The sequence below is a fragment of the Arenibacter flavimaris genome, assembly GCF_030291335.1.
Lineage (GTDB): Bacteria > Bacteroidota > Bacteroidia > Flavobacteriales > Flavobacteriaceae > Arenibacter.
Window position 1 is genome coordinate 45235 of the sequence record NZ_JASWIM010000035.1, and the last position, 18257, is coordinate 63491.

The following is an 18257-nucleotide window of genomic DNA, read 5'->3' on the forward strand; positions in this document are numbered from 1 at the left end:
GATACATGTCTAAGGTAAAATATTATTACGACCCGGACACCCTATCTTACCGTAAGATAGAACCCAAAAAGTCCAGAAGATTTAGAAATATTGCTCTATTTTTTCTAGGGTCATTTCTATTTGGATTTTTAGGACTCATATTACTTTTAAACACCAATTTGGTAAACACCCCGCGCGAACTTTCCTTGGCACGAGAAGTCAAGAATTACGAACTTCAGTTTGAATTGTTGGGCAAAAAAATGGAGCAGATAGAAAATGTTCTGGCCAATATCGAAGACCGGGACAACAATATCTACAGATTGTATTTTGAGGCCAACCCTATACCTGAAGAACAGCGAAGAGCTGGATTTGGTGGGGTAAACAGGTACAAATCCCTGGAAGGCTTCAACAATTCCGAAATGATCATCGCCACTACCAAAAGGCTGGACATCATCCAAAAACAAATGGTGATTCAATCCAAATCCCTGGACGAGATTACCAAGTTGGCGGAGGAAAAAGAAAAATTATTGGCGGCCATCCCTGCCATACAGCCCATAAAAAATGAGGACCTAACGCGTATGGCATCTGGTTATGGTTGGCGTTCCGACCCATTTACCAAGGCTAGAAAAATGCATTGGGGTATGGATTTTACCTCTCCTAAGGGAACTCCTATATATGCTTCTGGCGACGGAACCGTTACCAGAGCGGACAACAATGCCTCGGGTTATGGAAAACACATAAGAATAGATCATGGCTATGGTTATATGAGTCTTTATGGCCATTTAAGTCAGTACAACGTTAAAGCCCGTCAAAAGGTAAAAAGAGGTGACCTCATCGGATTTGTGGGAAGTACCGGAAGATCCGAAGCCCCACACCTGCATTATGAGGTCTGGAAAGACGACCAACGTATTAACCCGATCAACTTCTATTACGGCAGTTTAACCGCGGAAGAATTTGAAAATATGTTGAAATACGCAACCCAAGAAAATCAATCCCTGGATTAATGCATATAGATCTTCCGGAAAAACGATATTATGGTATTGGTGAAGTGGCCGATGCCTTTGATGTGAACACCTCACTTATCCGTTTTTGGGAAAAGGAGTTTGACGTGCTCAAGCCTAAAAAAAATGCTAAGGGCAATAGAAAATTCACACCCCAGGACATTAAAAACCTTCAGTTGATATACCATTTGGTAAAGGAACGCGGTTTTACCCTGGAAGGTGCCAAAACCCATCTAAAGGAAGATAAATTAAAGACCTTGTCTACCTTTGATGTGATTCAAAAATTGGAAAAAGTTAAGGCTGAACTAATTAAAATAAAGAACCAACTATAAATAACACTAAACACACTGATCATGAAAAAATGGTTAATTCCGGTTATTATTCTTGCCGTTTTGGGAATAGGCTTGTACCAATGGGCCGTAGGCTTTAACAATACAGCTGTTAAACTCAAGGAAACATCTACCCAGACCTGGGCCAATGTAGAGAGCGCCTATCAAAGGCGAAACGATCTTATAGGCAATCTCGTCAAGACGGTACAAGGTGCTGCCGACTTTGAAAAAGGTACTCTTACAGCCGTTATAGAAGCTAGGGCCAAGGCCACTTCTGTCAGTATAGACCCCACCAACATTACCCCAGAGCAACTTGCAAAATTCAATGAGGTACAGGGTGGACTTAGCGGTGCCCTGAAAAGTCTTTTGGTCACCGTAGAGCGTTATCCTGACCTGAAAGCCAATCAAAATTTCCTTGAACTGCAATCCCAGTTGGAAGGCACTGAAAACAGAATAAACATAGAGCGAAATCGATTTAACGAAAGCGTCCTGCCCTATAACAATCACATTAAAACTTTTCCAAATTCCGTATTGGCAGGCCTATTTAATTTTGATGAATTGGCTTACTTTAAATCGGAAGCCGGTGCGGAGCAAGCTCCAGACGTAAATTTTGAATTCAACTAAAGTACCATGTCCAAAGTAGAAGATTTTTTGACGGCCAAGGAGGAATTGGAAATAGTGAATGCTATTGTAGAGGCCGAAAAAAACACTTCGGGGGAAATTAGGGTGCACATTGAACCCATGACCAAGAAACCCCATTTTGAACGTGCCCAAGAAGTATTCCACTATTTAAAAATGGACAATACCAAAGAAGAAAATGGGGTGTTGATCTACATTGCCGTTCATGACAAGAAATTTGTTATTTATGGCGATAAAGGCATAAACAGGGTGGTCCCCGATAATTTTTGGGACAACACCAAAACGATACTGGAAAATCATTTTAAAAAAGGGAATTTTAAACAAGGGATCATAGAAGGAATACTCATGGCCGGCAAAGAACTGCAAACCCACTTTCCTTGGCGACACAATAACACCAACGAATTAAGCAATGAAGTATCTAAAGGGTAGTCTCTTATTCCTGGTATTATGCAGCTTCTCCATAACTGTTGCCCAATTTAAAATTCCTGAAAAACCAAAACTTCAGGAACAAACAAGTGTTTACGATTATATAAATTTACTTTCTGCCGAACAAAAAACCAGTTTGGAGCAAAAATTGATCCGATATGCAGATAGTACTTCCACCCAGATCGTTTTAGCCATTATCCCTTCTACCCAAGGGGAAAATATCAATTTTCTAGGTGCTAACTGGGGACATGCCTGGGGTATAGGACAGGCCAAGGAAGACAACGGTATTTTGATCTTATTGGCCAGGGACGATCGAAAAATTGCCATCAACACAGGATATGGAATAGAGCCCACATTAACAGATGCCCTTTCCAAACGTATTATAGAAACAGTAATCATCCCAGAATTCAAACAGGGGAATTATTACGCCGGACTCAATAAGGGAGCTGATGCTATTTTTAATGTGCTGAATGGAGAGTTCAAGGAAGAGCGCAGTTTCGACGAAAATCCTGGATTTCCATTTCAGACCGTACTTCCTTTCATCATTTTTATAGTTATCCTGATTATACTTTCCAACAAAGGGAAAAGAGGGGGTGGCGGTAAGGGAGGCAACCATAAGGGCATGGACCTTTGGGATATAATTGTGCTCAGCAATATGGGCCGGGGCGGTTACAGATCCGGATCTTCGGGTGGAGGATTTGGCGGTGGAGGCAGTTTTGGCGGCGGCGGTTTCGGAGGAGGCTTCGGCGGCGGAGGCTTTGGTGGCGGTGGTTCCTCAGGAGGTTGGTGATGGTTTTAATGTGAAAATGTACCAATTGCTTAATGTAACAATGTATCAATTTGTTAATTTGAGGATTTGAGGATTTGGAAATGAAAATGTATTGACATTCAAACCTTAAACCCTTCAAACCGGTAACAGCGATCGCAAGAAAAAAAAATAATCAAGTATTATTGAAAAGAATACAATAAGGGTTCTCTTGATAATGTATCAATGTATTAATGTGTTAATTTGTTAATTTAAGGATTTGAGGATTTGGAAATGTATAGGCATTCAAACCTTAAACCCTTCAAACCAGTAACAGCGATCGCAAGAAAAAAAAAGATAATCAAGTATTATTGAAAAGAATACAATAGGGGTTCACTTGATAATGTATCAATGTATCAATGTGTTAATTTGAGGATTTGAGGATTTGGAAATGAAAATGTACAGGCATTCAAACCAAAAACAACTTATACATCCTAGAGGATTAATTGTAATAACGTCTTCCCCCTCCACTATTTGGCCTTTTACCTCCAAACTGATCAAACTTATAGGTAAAGCTGGCCATAAAATACTGTTGCAGTACGGTACCTTGAAAATCCTGAATAAAATCCTCCCCTGTAGTTCTTCGGGTATTTATATTTTGATCCAACAAATCATAGGCCAAGACTTTAAGGGTGCCTTTATCCTGTAGCATTTGAAGACCGAGACTCATATTCCAAAAAAGGGCATCCTTCTTATATCCTGGACCCACATTGCCATTGTAGCTGTATTTTAAATCATTGCCCCATATTAAATTCTTGGGCCAATAGGTTGTAACCCTTAGACTGGCATTTTGGGATGTAAATTTAATATCGTCTACACTTTCCAAATTATAGGTAGTATTGTTAAAACCTATTCCATACCCTGGTTCAATCTCTATCTGTTCCTTATAATTGTAGGTAGTTGAAACATACGGACTTACATCAAAGGATTTCGCTTTTAATTCCACCCCATTGGTAAAACTTACTTGTCGCCCAAAATTTAACCTTGGTCTAACGTTAAATTTAATGGTATATAGACTGTCTTTCTTAATTTGTTTGGAATACCCTACACCTCCGTACCCACTATAGTTTCCATCTACATTGGTATAGCGTGTAGTTCTTAAATAATTGTCATCGGTGGTGGAAATAGCGGACACCCTATCCTTTTGAATATCGAATCCTGAATACAGAAAAATCCCAGTTCGTTCCTTCCAATTATAATTGTTGTAATTAAAATCTATACCATGATTAACACTGGGCAGTAAATTGGGGTTACCTATTACCACGTTCAGTGGATCATTAATATTGGGTACCGGTTGCAATTGATTGACCGATGGCACATTGAGCCTGGAATTGTACCTTAGGTACAAGCGCTCGTTCTTGCCCAGATTATATCTAATATTGGTCCTGAACATCAGATTCTTATATGAATTTGAAAAAGTGGTGTTCTGAAGAAAATCTTGATTCTTTAAATCCGTCATCACATAGGTGGCATTGACTCTGAAATTCAACTTTTCCCCATTACTGCGTATTCCAAAAGAAGGGGACTGTTGTATATTTCCAAAGGTAAAATCCGAACTCAAAGCCATGTTAAAATCGGTATATCCATTGGTTGCAGTGTCGAAATCCATTACCTGTTTGGCATTGTCCCTTTGATCATTTTTATATTCATAACCAAAATCCAAGAACAGTTTACTGGTCAACGGTTGTCTATAATCCAGCTCCAATTCATAGGAATTTCTTTTATTGTCTATTTCCGAAAGCTGATCCAGGGTTTCTATACTTGGATCATCCCCAAATATCTCTCGGTACGAATTTAAGTTGGACGTATTCAAATTTTCAGAATTGTCATTGGAAAAGGAAATACTTATCATTTTACCAATGGTATCCAGCTTTTTCATAATTCCAATACGATTGGAAAAACTACTTTGAACACCGTCATTGACCGATACCCTATCATTTCTATTGATCAAATCTCCATTTTGATCCGTGGAAACCCGATTATTACTGTTGACAGAGTTGGTCCTGTTAACGCTCAAGGAGGGCTGAACCGTCACCCGAAGCGTTTCATCAACATCATAATCTATGTTGGCCGCTCCCCGATTGGAATTGGTAGAACCCTCAAAATTGGATATGTTGTCCGTAAAATATCTACTATCGGGCAAGATGTTTTCCCTACTTGTCTTCTGGTCATTATAGGAATCGCTGTATCCAAAAAAGTAATTGGCATCGATTTTATATTCCCCCTTTTCGGAATTGGCATAGCTAGTTCCAAGATTTGATGAAGTAGTAATTCCATTGCCAAAATTATTGATCAGCCCAGATTCCCGTGCCCCAGAATATCCCCCATCGGTATTCCCCACCATGTCGTAAATCTCATCAAAGGAAAAACCTGAATTGTTAATGTTATTGGAGCTTGCTATAAAACTTATCCTTTTCTTATCACTAAAATAATTGAGCAGTCCGTTTAGCTGATATCGATCATCAGTGCCATAGCCCGCTGCCATTCTTCCCAAATAGCCCTTGTTCTTATCTTCTTTTATGGTAAGATTTATGGTTTTGTTTTCCCCATCGCCAGCTTCCCCCGTAAATTCCTCGGTTTTGGTTTTGGTATCGGTAATTTGAATCTTGCTTATTATATCTTTGGGCAAACTTTTGGTGGCTACTTTAGGGTCGTTACTAAAAAAAACCTGACCATTTACCAGCACCTGATTTACCTCCTTACCATTTACGGTAATCTTCCCATCGCTATCCATCTCTACCCCAGGCAACTTTTTCAGCACATCCTCTACAGAGGCATCTGGTTTCGTTTTAAAGGAATCAGCATTAAATTCCAAGGTGTCCTTTTTTATGGTGATGGGAACCCTATCGCCCACAACAAGAACAGCATCCAATTCCTGTGCTTGCTCCTCCAATGGCACACTCCCCAAATCTACTTGGGCTTCCAGTTTCACTTTTAAACTATGTGGCTTGTACCCATTATAGGAGAAGTATACGTTTAACTCCTTGAGATTGGTATCCCCTTCCAGTTCAAACAACCCTTTTTGATCGGATACGGTATAGGTTACCAAGGAACTATCCTTTAATGATTCCGCATAAATTGTGCATGCTTCCAATGGAGCCTTGGTAATGGCATCGACAATCTTCCCGCTCAACACGAAATCCTGGGAAAAAGAATGGCTAAAAAATAGAATGGAAAATAGGATAGAAAGGTGAAATTTCTTCATTTGGTAATTCTGTCTTGGATTCTTGGTAGTATGGTAAGCCCCCAAAAATAACCCTTGCCCTACTACGACCCAAATGGTTAACAGAACTTTAAGACCTCACTTTTAGAAATACCTCAATACCAGTGCAGATCCCTATTTCTTTCTCATAAATACCGTTACCGGTACCCCGGTAAAATCAAAATTCTCCCTTAGCTTATTCTCCAGAAATCGCTTGTAGGGATCCCTTACATATTGTGGAAGATTACAGAAAAAAGCGAACTGTGGATAGGGGGTTGGCAATTGAGTACAGAACTTTATTTTAACATACTTATCCTTATAGGCCGGTGGAGGATAATTTTCTATAATGGGCAACATGATATCGTTCAGTTTTCTGGTAACAACCTTTTTTTGCCTATTTTCATAGACTTGAACTGCTGTTTCAATAGCCTTATAGATACGCTGTTTGGTCAGGACGGATACAAAAAGAATGGGCACATCTGTAAAAGGAGCTATGGCCTCCTTTATTTTTTGGGTATATTGCTTAATGGTGTTGGTTTCCTTATCCTCAACCAAATCCCATTTATTAACCAGGATCACTATTCCCTTGTTGTTGCGCTGAGCCAACCAGAAAATATTTTCCACTTGTCCGTCGAAACCTCGGGTAGCATCCAACATAAGAATACAAACGTCCGAATGTTCTATGGCCCTTACAGAACGCATTACGGAATAGAACTCCAGATCTTCCCGGACCTTGGCCTTACGACGGATTCCGGCCGTATCTACCAAATTAAATTCGAACCCAAACCGGTTGTATTTGGTATCTATACTATCTCTAGTAGTACCCGCAATATCGGTCACTATATATCGCTCTTCCCCAATCAGGGCATTGATAAAGGATGATTTTCCTGCATTGGGTCTTCCAACCACGGCAAAACGAGGCAAGTCGTCCTTCTCTTTTTCCTTTTCCGGCAACACCTTCACCAAATCGTCCAGTAAGTCGCCCGTACCACTACCGTTTATACTGGCAATGGTATAATACTCCCCTAGACCCAAAGAATAGAACTCAACGGCATCCTCGGCTCTTTTTCCGTTGTCTACTTTATTGACCACCAAGAAAACGGGCTTATTTACGCGCCTTAACAAATTGGCTACATCCTCATCCATTCCGGTAACCCCAGATTCCACGTCTACCATAAAGATAATGGCGTCTGCCTCATCGATGGCCAATTCTACTTGCTTATCTATTTCCTTTTCAAAAACGTCATCGCTCCCCAACACATATCCACCGGTATCGATCAAAGAAAACTCTACTCCGTTCCAATCACTCTTACCATAATGACGATCTCGTGTAACCCCACTTACGGCATCAACAATGGCCTCTCTTCTTTGAATCAATCGATTAAAAAAGGTTGATTTGCCTACATTAGGTCTTCCTACAATGGCTACAATAGCACTCATACTTTTAATTTGATGCAAAAGTACTATTTATATCCGAAGAAAAAACAGTATCTTTTATCCTAATTATCAGCCATCTAGTTTGAAAGTGTTACCCAACGAAATTATCCTAAGACCAAGATTCCAAATTAATCTAAAAGGTCCTGCGAAATCCATATTGCAATTATTCCAAAATGAGGACACTCCTCCTTTTGTCGTAAAGATTTCCGATCATCATGTTTTTATAAAATTCAATAAGGCAGAATCCCATTTTTGGTCGCCCCAACTGCAGATAGAAGTGGTGGACCGGGAAGAAGGCGGCAGCACTATCTACGGATTGTTTGGTCCCAACCCTACCTTATGGACATTTTTTATGTTCGTGCATTTCGGAGTGGCCACATTGTTCATTATTTTTGGGGTATGGGCCTATTCCAATAATGCGCTGGGTAAAGAAACGGACCTGCAGATCGGATTAATGGCCTTAATGGTCATTGTATGGATTGTTCTTTATGTATTTGGTAGGATAGGAAAAAGAAAGGGTAAGCCCCAAATGCATCAATTGCATGAGTTTATGTTACGGCATGCCAAGGTTGAAAGTTTAAAGTTTCATGGTCTTAGCGGAGATTGAGCGTAGTCGAAATCGAATAGGGTCAGAAAGAAAAACTATTGAATGCGGCTTCGGCTCCGTTCAGCCACCAAGCAATAATCGGAGAATGTTATTCATCCAAATAAATACCTAGAGTTACCAAAACACACCAATGGGTCCGGCCTAAAATGTGCGACTTCTAGTCGTCCAAAAAATAGACTCTGTCGAAGTGACTAATACAAAAAATAATCCCCGAGTATACAGGGCAGATACCCGGGGAATACTTACAAAACAAATTACAATCTATTTTATTTCGTAAATCGCTACGGTGTTGGAAACTTCATTGGTGATAATTACCAAGGCATTTCCTGTTGGGCTATTTTCCTCTGAAATAGTCACCAGACCTTCGGGAGCAATATCCGAGGAATCAAAAAGCCAATTTACGTATTCTGGACTATTGGGATTGGTAATATCATACACCAAAACACCACCTGTACGCTCCAAACCAACAAATAACAAAGTAGAACTGCCCACCTTCAAAGTGGTTACAGATTCTGGCTCGGCACCTTTATCATCACTTCGTCCATCGGCTTCACCCTCATCGGCATTAAAATAAGATGGGTTAAGCTCTAAAGTCCTTCTTCCAATTTCATCGGCACTGTCATATACCAAAGTCCCAGAAGTAGACCAGATTGTAAAAGACCTTCCTCCGTAGGCATATATTTTATCAAAGTCTCCATCGCCATCGATATCACCATTTGCCGTGGTAATTTTTAACCTTCCCAAATTTTCCTCCATTTGTAGATCAGCGGCATTAGGGAAAGCTAACGGATCCAAGATTACATCTTCTACCCTTTCCTCTTCGGAATATCCATTGTAATCCCTAGAATCCCCTTCATTGGCCGTAATAATATAATCCATGCCATCTAGCTTGGCAAAAGTAATGGCATCCGGCATATAAAAACCAAGCACTGGCCAATTCCGAAAGTTCCCTACCACATCATCCTTATTGCTGGCGTCCATCATATTTGCCCCAAAAGAATAATCCTTTACACCTAGACCAAAAACATTGGCAATGGCCTTATTCTTTAAATCGACCACGGCAATACCATTATTTTCCTGAAGCGTTACATAGGCAAACTTACTATCGTCCGAAACTGCCACATATTCCGGTTCCACATCCTGGGCAATACTTGCCGATGGACCAAAAACCCTAAAATCGTTCCCTATTGAAGCCGCACTATAGGAAGTAAAAAACATAGTATTAACCTCATTTTTTTGAACGTCCACTACAGAAATGGACCCCTCTGGATCTACCGAATAATCAGCATTTGGTTCCCCTTCATTGGCAGAAATTATATATTTTCCATCAGGACTAAAAGCAACCATGTCTGGCAATGCACCTACATTATATGTATTTACCAAGGCTTGGGTCTCGGTATCATAAGTCTGTACTGTACCATTCATTTGTTTATTGGCATTTTCTACAGCTACAACCAAAAGTCCGTCGTGAACAGCAACACTATTTGGAGTTCCCGCCAATGAAATTGAGCTTAATTTTACTGAGGAGGAAGGAGATGAAATATCCCAAACCGAAACTTCGGACTGGACCGGATTTACGATAAACAATTTGTTGGTCTTGGGATCAAAGGCACTGATTTCAGCAAAACCTTCCTCTCCTGTTCCATTGGAGAACCCACCTATTTTGGCGAATGTAAGGGTTGATACATCTACGTCGTCATTACCGCCACCATGGCCAATATGATCTTTGATACAAGAGGTGAATAGCATTCCACCTACGAAAAGTGCTAAAAGTGTTTTCTTCATTTTCTTTGGTTATTTATTAAAACCAAAGATGTAAACCGGCTATAAGCTAAGCGTAAAATAAATAATAACTAATTGTTAAGGATCTAGCCTAAATGGGGTGGGCAAAGAAAACTAAGAAACATTTACCTCCCTAAAAACGAACTTTTAAAATACTAACCCTGATTGTAGCCAAAGCGCTTCAACTGATTGGGATCGCTTCTCCAATTCTTGTTTACTTTTACATAGAGTTCCAAATGCACCTGTTTATCGAAGAATTTTTCCAAATCCTTACGGGCTTCCACCCCTACCCTTTTTAGGGCACTTCCCTTGTGGCCAATAATAATCCCTTTTTGGGAATCGCGTTCCACCATGATAACGGATCGCATTCGGATAATGTCCTCGTCTTCAAAGAATTCCTCGGTATCGATCTCCACTGAATATGGGATTTCCTTTTTGTAGAATTGAAGGATTTTTTCCCTGATGGTTTCGTTTACAAAAAATCGCTCCGGCTTGTCCGTTAATTGGTCCTTTGGATAATATGGCGGGGCTTCCGGCAACAATTCCAATATCCGTAGAAAGACTTCCTTCACATTAAAATTCTGCAAGGCGGATATGGGATGTATTTCAGCGGTCGGTAATTGTTCGTGCCAATATTGAACCTGCTCTTCCAAAATATTCTGCTCGGACACGTCAATCTTGTTCAATAAAAGCAAAACAGGGATTTTGGTATTTTTTAGTTTTTCAAAAAAGCGCTCGTCCTTTAAGGCCTTTTCACCAATTTCAACCATATAAAGCAATACATCGGCATCTTCAAAGGCCGATTTCACAAAGTCCATCATAGACGATTGCAATTCATAGGCCGGTTTGATGATTCCCGGGGTATCGGAAAGTACCACTTGAAAATCGTCCCCATTGACAATTCCCAAAATTCGGTGCCGGGTTGTTTGTGCCTTGGAAGTAATTATGGATAACTTTTCCCCAACAAAGGCATTCATAAGTGTGGACTTCCCCACATTGGGATTTCCTATAATATTTACAAAACCAGCTTTATGCGACATCTTTCCTTTTTAACTTTAATAGTTGCAAAGGTAGTGGAATCCTACCATCTAAATCATGATTAGGCCTAAAATTACATAAAGAAGCACTGTTACCAAACCGCCGATCAGGGCATAGGGCAACTGTGTATTTATATGGTCTATGTGATCACTGGCAGAGGCCATGGATGAAATAATGGAGGTGTCCGAAATAGGGGAACAGTGGTCTCCAAAAACCCCACCCCCTAAGGTAGCGGCCACAATTAAAGGCAGTGGTGCTCCATGGATTTCGGCCATGGGCATGGAGATCGCCATCATAATGGCAAAGGTTCCCCAGGAAGTCCCAGTTGAAAACGCTATAAGGGAGCTGATCACAAAAATAACAGCCGGTAAAAAAGCAGGCGACAACCAGTCCTTGGACCAATTTGCTATAAATTGCCCGGTACCCAAGGTATTACATGCGTCTCCTATTGCAAAGGCCAATAACATCAACAAAGCTAGTGGCATCAGTTCGCTAATTCCCTTCAGGGTCAGGTCGATCATTTCTTTGGTTTTCATAATTTTTTGCGCTCTATACATTACCATGGCAACTAAAATTGCCGTTAGTACTGCATATAGCACGGATGATGAACCAGACCCATTGCCTATGGCCTTAAAAAGATGGTCCGAAAATGAAGAGGCGTCCTCCACGGCACCCCAACCCGTATAGGCCAAATTAATTGGCATCATAAATACCATAGTCGCCAAGGGCACGACCATATTATACGCCTTGGCCTTGATTCCTGCCTTGGATTCAAAAGAGGTTATCTCACTGGACAGCATGGGTTTGGCAGTATCACTTAACAATTTCCCTGTTTCCCTGGTGCGTTTTTCGGCCTTGCCCATAGGTCCTATATCCTTTTTGCCGATAATTACCACGAAAACAATCACTATGGCGAGAATAGGGTAAAAATTATAGGCTATGGAAGCAAGCATGGTCCCAAACGGATTCTCTATTCCCTGCGTAAGCAGTAACCCCATTATAAAAGCCCCCCATGCATTAAAGGGAATTAAAATGGAGGAAGGGGCGGAACTGGAATCGGCAATATAGGCGAGTTTTTCCCTCGGAATTTTAAGCTTATCAAAAACGGGTCGGTAAAGGGTCCCAACTGTCAAGGAACTAATACTTGTCTCCACAAAGAGTAAAATTCCGGTAAGTAACGCCATAAGCTGCACCACTACCCTACTATATCCACTCTGCTTTTTCTCAAAATAGAGGATTACCCTATTGATCTGGTTTATAAATCCCTCCACCCCTTTGGAGTATTGAATGAACAGCAGCAGTGCCCCTACCAATGCACTGAACATTATGGTCCTTGTATTTCCCGGGGATTTAAAAACATTTACCAATCCCTCTATGGCCGCTAGCGTACCGGTAAGAAAATTCCAGTCATTAATGATGACCCATGAAAACCATATTCCAAAAAGCAGGGCTACATAAACTTGTTTGGTTCTGAGTGCCAATACGATAGCAATGATAGGTGGCAGGATTGAGAGAAAACCATAGTTATCCATAAATAATCGGGCGAATTAAAGGTGACGGATTTAATTAAAATCGATACAAAATAGAAAGATTTTAGACAAGGAGGACTACAACTGTGCATTTTTAAATGATAGATAAAAAATTAGGCTCAATTTTAATATTTAATCTAAAATAGATTTGGGAAATCATAAAAAGCATGTATCTTTGCAGTCCGAAATATTTCAGTCAGCATTATGAACTGAGGGTTTAGAGCCAAGTTGAATGTTTAGGAAACGCACATCGCGGGATAGTCCTTCGGCTTCGCTCAGGAACCAAGCAGCATCCTTCGACTACGCTCAGGACAGGGTACCTACTCTGACTGAAAAAAAAATAAAATGACAGTACCATTAAGGTACATTGAACATACATCGCGGGATAGAGCAGTAGGTAGCTCGTCGGGCTCATAACCCGAAGGTCACTGGTTCGAGTCCAGTTCCCGCTACTAGTAAACACAAGGCTTCACAGAAATGTGAGGCCTTTTTTTATGTCTTGGGTACAACATAGGTACAACATTTTTGGTTTTTTTATCCAATCATTTTATCTGACCTTAATTGATTTCATTTTCCTTTAAATGTCATTAAAATCATAAAATTTATTCGTTTAATAGAAAGCACAAAATGTTTTTTGAATAAATATTAGATGGGATATTAATCATTCTTGGCTACTTACTTTATATTGGAGAAATCTTTAAAGTTAATTTTTGTCCCAAAAACACGCTTTTTTTGGGACAAATTAATTTGTTGTTAAAGAAATATTTTTAAGAAATCACAGCCTGATTTATACTGACGTGAATATCTGCTATTTCAAATATTTACCACTTTTTTACATTTTTGGCAATCTTTTGATTTTGTCACTCTGTCAAAAAGTATAAAGTAGCATAAACTTATTGAAGTGATTAAAGTCCATAATCTATTTGGTCAGAATACTAACCGGGCTTCGTCGTGTTCTTTAAAAGCATTGCTTCTTTCCAGTTGGTTCTCCATAACATCTATAGAATTCGCTGTTAGGGTACTACAAAAGAGCTGTGCTCTTTGCAACATTCTAATATATACTTCAGGATCTGATTGTCTGGTCAATCGTCTTAAAGCCCCTAAGTAATCATCCCTGTAAACGGTGGGAATCATAATTCTGGCCTGTCCTGCTTTTACAAGTTCTGCATTCATCATTACCCTTGCTATCCTTCCGTTGCCATCCAAAAATGGATGGATTTCACTGACCATAAACATAATATAGGCCGCTTTGGCAAAAGGATCATTTAAAACATTGTAATATTCAAAGCCCTTTAATAAAGTCCCCCGAACCATTGTATAATCTACAAAATGTGTATTTCCTGCTCTATTGTTCTTGTCCTTAAACTTTCCTGGTTTTTTGTCCAATCTAGCTCCTAAAAGAACTTGATGTCGGTATTCCAAAATTTTTAAAAGCTCTTCTGCTGATGTAGGAAGGGTTTTCATTTCCTTTTCATTACTTACTAATTTATAAGTGCCCAATATATCGTGGGAATCCTCATTTCTATTGGGTAAAGGCTTTTCTGTACTTATAATGTCTTTTGCCTCTTCGAGTTCAAATACCGTTCCTTCAATATAATTGGAAAAATAGGCCTCAAAAAAAGCAAAGTTTTTAAATGCAGATGGTTCTAGGTTTGCATCGGGATAGCTTTTAAACTCACGTTGGTGCAATGCTAAAAATAAGATTTCGAACAACTTGATTCTTGCAGGATCAAATGGGGTTCCAAATGCCCTGGCCATTGCTACTGGGGAAGTCAATATTTTTGAAGTATGGGTGGTCAATAAAGCACTTATCAGCCTGTCCAGTTTTTCAAATTCCTTTTGCATCATCAACTTTTCTGCTATGACCCTAGATTTATCCCTGACCTCATTTAAAGCATCTTCCCCGTTTACTCTAACAATTTGTTCCAGTTTTTCTTCTATTTCAGGCAGGGTCAGTGTTTTGGATTCTGGCCCTGGTCTTCTGGAAACTTGCAAATTTTCAAGAAAAGCCCTTTCTCTTTGGGAAACATACAATTCCCCCGAAAAAATTGTATCTCCTTCAATGGGGCCTTCTCCTTGAAGAAACCGTATAGTTATCCCTGGTAAACTTACTTTTTTGGTATAGGTATAGGTTATGAATATATGCCCTTTTGAAGTAGGTTTGAATTCAATAGCAGATCTATGGCTTAATAATGATCCCGGGTATAGTTTTCCGAGAATGGTAAAAAGATTCCTTTTAACAATATCTTCATCACTATCCGTAAAGTTTGAGGTATATATACGGGATGCAATTTTTCTGATTTTTCCTTCGTTTTCTAATACCGAAATTTGCCTGCTTATATTGGAATCGCTCGAAGAAAAAATAATTTCTTGAAGGTGTATGGGTAAACTATTTTCCATTATAATTAAATTAAGGAGCTAAAATTACAAATATTTTCCATTATGATGTGGTTTTTTACAAAACATTTCCAATATAAAAGCAAAAGAGCGATGAAAATATTTTCCATTAAGAAGGTCTTTATATTATTTTAAACAAATATTTTCCATTATGATTACATTGTAGCTAAATATTTTCCATTATAAAGCATAATTTGTCCAAAACGGATACTCCTTTATGGAGTTCACTCAGCACATCCCCCTCCATTTCGCGTAAAGCTGCATTCCGGGCAAAGAGCTTCCCTGAAAAAGTCTTGGACACCATCCCCAATTTCTACTTTCCATCGTTAACCCTTTCCGATACTCTGGAAAGGAACACTCCATTCCCAATCCGAAATCGTGAACGAAGTCCGCTCCATCGGAATTCCATTTAATCATTTGGTGCCGCTTCCTATGTATTGGTACTTCACAAAAGCCTTTAGGCCTACTCCCGCACCCTCACTGTCCCTCCCTTTTTTAGCCAGCAAAATACCAACATTTGGAAGTTGAACGGACTGCATAACCGGTCGTGCCTCCCTTTTATAAGTCCTTATCAATTCCAAATATTGAAAATGTATCAGCAACAAAAAAAGGTAACAGCGAGGGCCTATGGGAAGTAAATCTAAAATGAATCTTATGAAATCGTACAAAAACATCAAAAAGGAAGCGGCACCAAAAAAAAACAAAAAAGGAAAACGCTCAAGATATAATAAGTAAATCAATTCAAAAAAATACAAACGCAAACTGTCTGAATGGTTCTGACAGCATTATTAATCCTTAAATATTTTATTATGAGTACTTTAAAAAATCACGTACAGTTAATCGGAAACGTTGGACAGGAACCAACCATTACCAACCTTGAAAGCGGAAAGAAAGTAGCCCGCTTTTCAATCGCCACAAACGAGTATTACAAAGATTCCAAAGGCGAAAAAACACAAACTACAGATTGGCACACCGTTGTAGCTTGGGGCAAGACTGCCGAGATTGTCGAAAATTATGTAGGTAAGGGAAAGGAAATAGCCATCACGGGAAAATTGAGAACCCGAACCTATACCACCGATAATGGCAATCAACGCTATGTAACCGAAGTCGAAGCAAAGGAAGTTCTTTTGCTCGGAAATAAAAATGATAAGTAATCCTAAAAATTTAAGAGGGCGTTCCCATCGAAAGTAGCGCCCTCTTTTAATTATTAACCCTTTTAATAAGCTAATAATGAAAAGCAAAGTTAATGAAATAGCCATAAGTTACAGCGGAAGCACCAAGGCAAATTTGCTTCCCAAAGTAACCTGTTCCCAAAGTGCTGCCGATATAGCCTACAGCCAATGGAACAAAGAAACAATTGAACTGCACGAAACCTTTAAAATAATGTTGCTCAACAATGCCAATAAGGTAAAAGGGATATACGAAGCCTCCAACGGAGGAATTACAGGAACTTTAGTGGATGTCCGTATTCTGTTTGCCGTACTGTTAAAGAGCTTGACCACGGCAGTTATTTTACTGCACAACCATCCGAGTGGAACTTTAAAACCCAGTGAAGCGGACAAGAACCTGACCGAGAAAATCAAAAAGGCTGGGGAGTTGTTTGATATCAAAGTTTTAGACCATTTGATACTTTCCCCTGATGGCGATTATTACAGTTTTGCGGATAACGGAATCCTTTAAATTCAAAGCTATGGTATATCTCAATTTTACCGACTTGAGCGAAGAGGCTCAAAACCGACTTTTGGAAAATTCCAAAAAAGACGTGGAACGAAAATTTGGGGATGCTATCCGCAAATACGTAAGGGAAAATCACACCTGTTTTGAAACAACGATAGCCGAAGAAGCATTGCGAAATTTGTATTCTTATAAATTTGTATTCAATATCTAATTTTCAAAAATAGTAAACTGACACCTTTAAGTTTTTAGAGGTGTCAGTTTACGTATTACGCATTTAATGACTATCCTCCAATAATCATTATCAATTGGAATTATTCAAAAAGATGAATTTTAAATTGCAAATTGCTATTCAAATGTTATTTAATGTCAATCAATAAAAAGAAAATTCTAGCAATTTCGGGAAGCACAAGAAAGAACGCTACAAATCACAAAATTCTAGAATTTATAGCTAAAAAATTTAGTGATATTTTGGATATCGAAATTTACGATGGCGTAGATAAGTTGCCTCATTTTAATACTGAATTAGATGATGATCATCTTCCAAAGGAAGTCTTTCAATTCAGGGAAAAAATTGAAAAATCCGATGGTATTCTATTTTGTACGCCTGAGTATATTTTCAGCCTTCCCGGAAGTTTGAAAAACGCTATTGAATGGAACGTTTCTACAAGATTATTTGCCAACAAACCCGTTGCGATAATTGTTGCCTCGGCATCTGGGGAAAAGGCATTCGAATCTTTGGGTTTGATACTCGAAACCATAGAAGCTAAAATTCCACTTGAATCAAGACTACTTATTCAAGGTGCCAAAGGGAAAGTCAATCTAGACGGTTCAATTACAGATAAAAATATGTTACAAGAAATTGACCATTTATTGTCATCATTTTTGAAGTCAATGATTTAATTTTTGTATCTTTATTTCGCTGAAATTCAGCATTCAAATTTATGTAGGGTTATCCATTTTTTACTTTCGCCGATAACCGTACCCATCGAAAAAATAACATAACAGGAAATTATTTCCCTTAAACTGGCAATTGGCTTTGAGCCAAATTGTACGGAATTTTGTCCCGCTGGGCGGGACGAAAAGGAGTGTCGAGTAGGTAAAGGGGAATTTCACCCCTAAACCTCTCACAGAACCGTACGTGATAGTCTCCCATCATACGGCTCTTCTTAAACCAAGACTGCAATTATGGTCTTAACACGGGATATTGCCAATGATAGAAAAGATTGGGGTAACATCTGGATACCTTCTGTAAGTATCGATAAGCATAGACCCACTCTTTACGTTTAAAAACGACGGTATTTATTGCGTATCCACTTGACCAAACGAATATGCAATATCCTAAAGAGCTTCCTCATATCCGACAATCGGAATTTTCCATAGTAATTGACCCATCCCCTTATCTTCGGTCT

At 39.3% G+C, this 18257-nt stretch carries 18 protein-coding genes and 1 tRNA gene; 11 read left to right on the plus strand and 8 right to left on the minus strand.

Annotated elements, in window-relative coordinates; genetic code table 11:
* The first annotated feature begins 5 nt into the window (after positions 1-5).
* The 5 genes from QSE00_RS20640 to QSE00_RS20660 are packed head-to-tail and all read left to right on the plus strand — an operon-like array spanning position 6 to position 3164.
* Positions 6-983: a M23 family metallopeptidase gene (locus tag QSE00_RS20640; protein ID WP_286107325.1), complete on the plus strand. Its 978-nt coding sequence runs from the start codon at positions 6-8 to the stop codon at positions 981-983.
* The gene (locus QSE00_RS20645) at positions 983-1312 is read left to right on the plus strand and encodes a MerR family transcriptional regulator (protein WP_031445282.1); all 330 of its coding nucleotides are present in this window, start codon (positions 983-985) and stop codon (positions 1310-1312) included. Before QSE00_RS20640 ends, QSE00_RS20645 begins: the two co-directional genes overlap by 1 nt.
* 21 nt (positions 1313-1333) lie before the next feature.
* Positions 1334-1933 (plus strand): LemA family protein, encoded by a 600-nt coding sequence (locus tag QSE00_RS20650; protein WP_110358324.1) that lies wholly within the window; start codon positions 1334-1336, stop codon positions 1931-1933.
* A 6-nt stretch (positions 1934-1939) separates the two neighbouring features.
* Complete coding sequence (locus tag QSE00_RS20655; RefSeq protein ID WP_110358323.1) at positions 1940-2377, plus strand: TPM domain-containing protein; 438 nt, start codon at positions 1940-1942, stop codon at positions 2375-2377.
* Positions 2358-3164, plus strand: coding sequence for a TPM domain-containing protein (locus tag QSE00_RS20660; RefSeq protein ID WP_110358322.1), 807 nt, complete (start codon positions 2358-2360; stop codon positions 3162-3164). The genes QSE00_RS20655 and QSE00_RS20660 overlap by 20 nt, the downstream gene beginning before the upstream one ends.
* Positions 3165-3621: 457 nt before the next feature.
* Here QSE00_RS20660 and QSE00_RS20665 read toward each other — a convergent pair whose 3' ends face one another.
* A complete protein-coding gene (locus QSE00_RS20665) occupies positions 3622-6384 on the minus strand; it encodes an outer membrane beta-barrel protein (RefSeq protein ID WP_286107327.1) in 2763 nt (920 codons plus the stop codon).
* 132 nt (positions 6385-6516) lie between these two features.
* A complete protein-coding gene (gene der / locus QSE00_RS20670) occupies positions 6517-7821 on the minus strand; it encodes a ribosome biogenesis GTPase Der (protein ID WP_110358320.1) in 1305 nt (434 codons plus the stop codon).
* 85 nt (positions 7822-7906) lie between these two features.
* Here der and QSE00_RS20675 point away from each other — a divergent pair, with 85 nt between their 5' ends.
* Positions 7907-8425, plus strand: a complete 519-nt coding sequence (locus QSE00_RS20675) for a GTP-binding protein (protein ID WP_353477487.1) — start codon at positions 7907-7909, stop codon at positions 8423-8425.
* 261 nt (positions 8426-8686) lie between these two features.
* Here QSE00_RS20675 and QSE00_RS20680 read toward each other — a convergent pair whose 3' ends face one another.
* The 3 genes from QSE00_RS20680 to QSE00_RS20690 all read right to left on the minus strand — a co-directional run bounded on the left by QSE00_RS20680 (position 8687) and on the right by QSE00_RS20690 (position 12777).
* Positions 8687-10210, minus strand: a complete 1524-nt coding sequence (locus tag QSE00_RS20680) for a choice-of-anchor I family protein (protein ID WP_286107329.1) — start codon at positions 10208-10210, stop codon at positions 8687-8689.
* A gap of 152 nt (positions 10211-10362) precedes the next feature.
* Positions 10363-11247, minus strand: coding sequence for a GTPase Era (gene era, locus QSE00_RS20685; protein WP_110358317.1), 885 nt, complete (start codon positions 11245-11247; stop codon positions 10363-10365).
* Positions 11248-11295: 48 nt separating this feature from the next.
* Entirely contained in the window at positions 11296-12777 is a 1482-nt protein-coding gene (locus QSE00_RS20690; protein ID WP_286107330.1) for a Na+/H+ antiporter NhaC family protein, read from the minus strand.
* A 376-nt stretch (positions 12778-13153) separates the two neighbouring features.
* On the opposite strand from QSE00_RS20690, the gene QSE00_RS20695 reads away from it, so the two are divergent.
* Positions 13154-13226, plus strand: a tRNA-Met gene (locus tag QSE00_RS20695).
* A 475-nt stretch (positions 13227-13701) separates the two neighbouring features.
* Here the strand turns inward: QSE00_RS20695 and QSE00_RS20700 are convergent.
* Both QSE00_RS20700 and QSE00_RS20705 read right to left on the minus strand, forming a co-directional pair.
* Positions 13702-15174, minus strand: a complete 1473-nt coding sequence (locus QSE00_RS20700) for a Fic family protein (protein ID WP_286107331.1) — start codon at positions 15172-15174, stop codon at positions 13702-13704.
* A 225-nt stretch (positions 15175-15399) separates the two neighbouring features.
* Positions 15400-15588, minus strand: coding sequence for a hypothetical protein (locus QSE00_RS20705; protein ID WP_286107332.1), 189 nt, complete (start codon positions 15586-15588; stop codon positions 15400-15402).
* Positions 15589-15980: 392 nt separating this feature from the next.
* On the opposite strand from QSE00_RS20705, the gene QSE00_RS20710 reads away from it, so the two are divergent.
* The 4 genes from QSE00_RS20710 to QSE00_RS20725 all read left to right on the plus strand — a co-directional run bounded on the left by QSE00_RS20710 (position 15981) and on the right by QSE00_RS20725 (position 17748).
* Positions 15981-16325, plus strand: coding sequence for a single-stranded DNA-binding protein (locus tag QSE00_RS20710; RefSeq protein WP_286107333.1), 345 nt, complete (start codon positions 15981-15983; stop codon positions 16323-16325).
* 76 nt (positions 16326-16401) lie between these two features.
* Complete coding sequence (locus QSE00_RS20715; protein WP_286107334.1) at positions 16402-16851, plus strand: JAB domain-containing protein; 450 nt, start codon at positions 16402-16404, stop codon at positions 16849-16851.
* Between the two features lie 10 nt (positions 16852-16861).
* Positions 16862-17059 (plus strand): hypothetical protein, encoded by a 198-nt coding sequence (locus QSE00_RS20720; protein ID WP_286107335.1) that lies wholly within the window; start codon positions 16862-16864, stop codon positions 17057-17059.
* Positions 17060-17211: 152 nt separating this feature from the next.
* Positions 17212-17748 carry an NADPH-dependent FMN reductase gene (locus tag QSE00_RS20725; protein WP_286107336.1) on the plus strand — a complete coding sequence of 179 codons (537 nt, stop codon included), beginning with the start codon at positions 17212-17214 and terminating at the stop codon, positions 17746-17748.
* 383 nt (positions 17749-18131) lie between these two features.
* Here QSE00_RS20725 and QSE00_RS25265 read toward each other — a convergent pair whose 3' ends face one another.
* Positions 18132-18248, minus strand: coding sequence for a group II intron maturase-specific domain-containing protein (locus QSE00_RS25265; RefSeq protein ID WP_353477488.1), 117 nt, complete (start codon positions 18246-18248; stop codon positions 18132-18134).
* Positions 18249-18257: the final 9 nt, after the last annotated feature.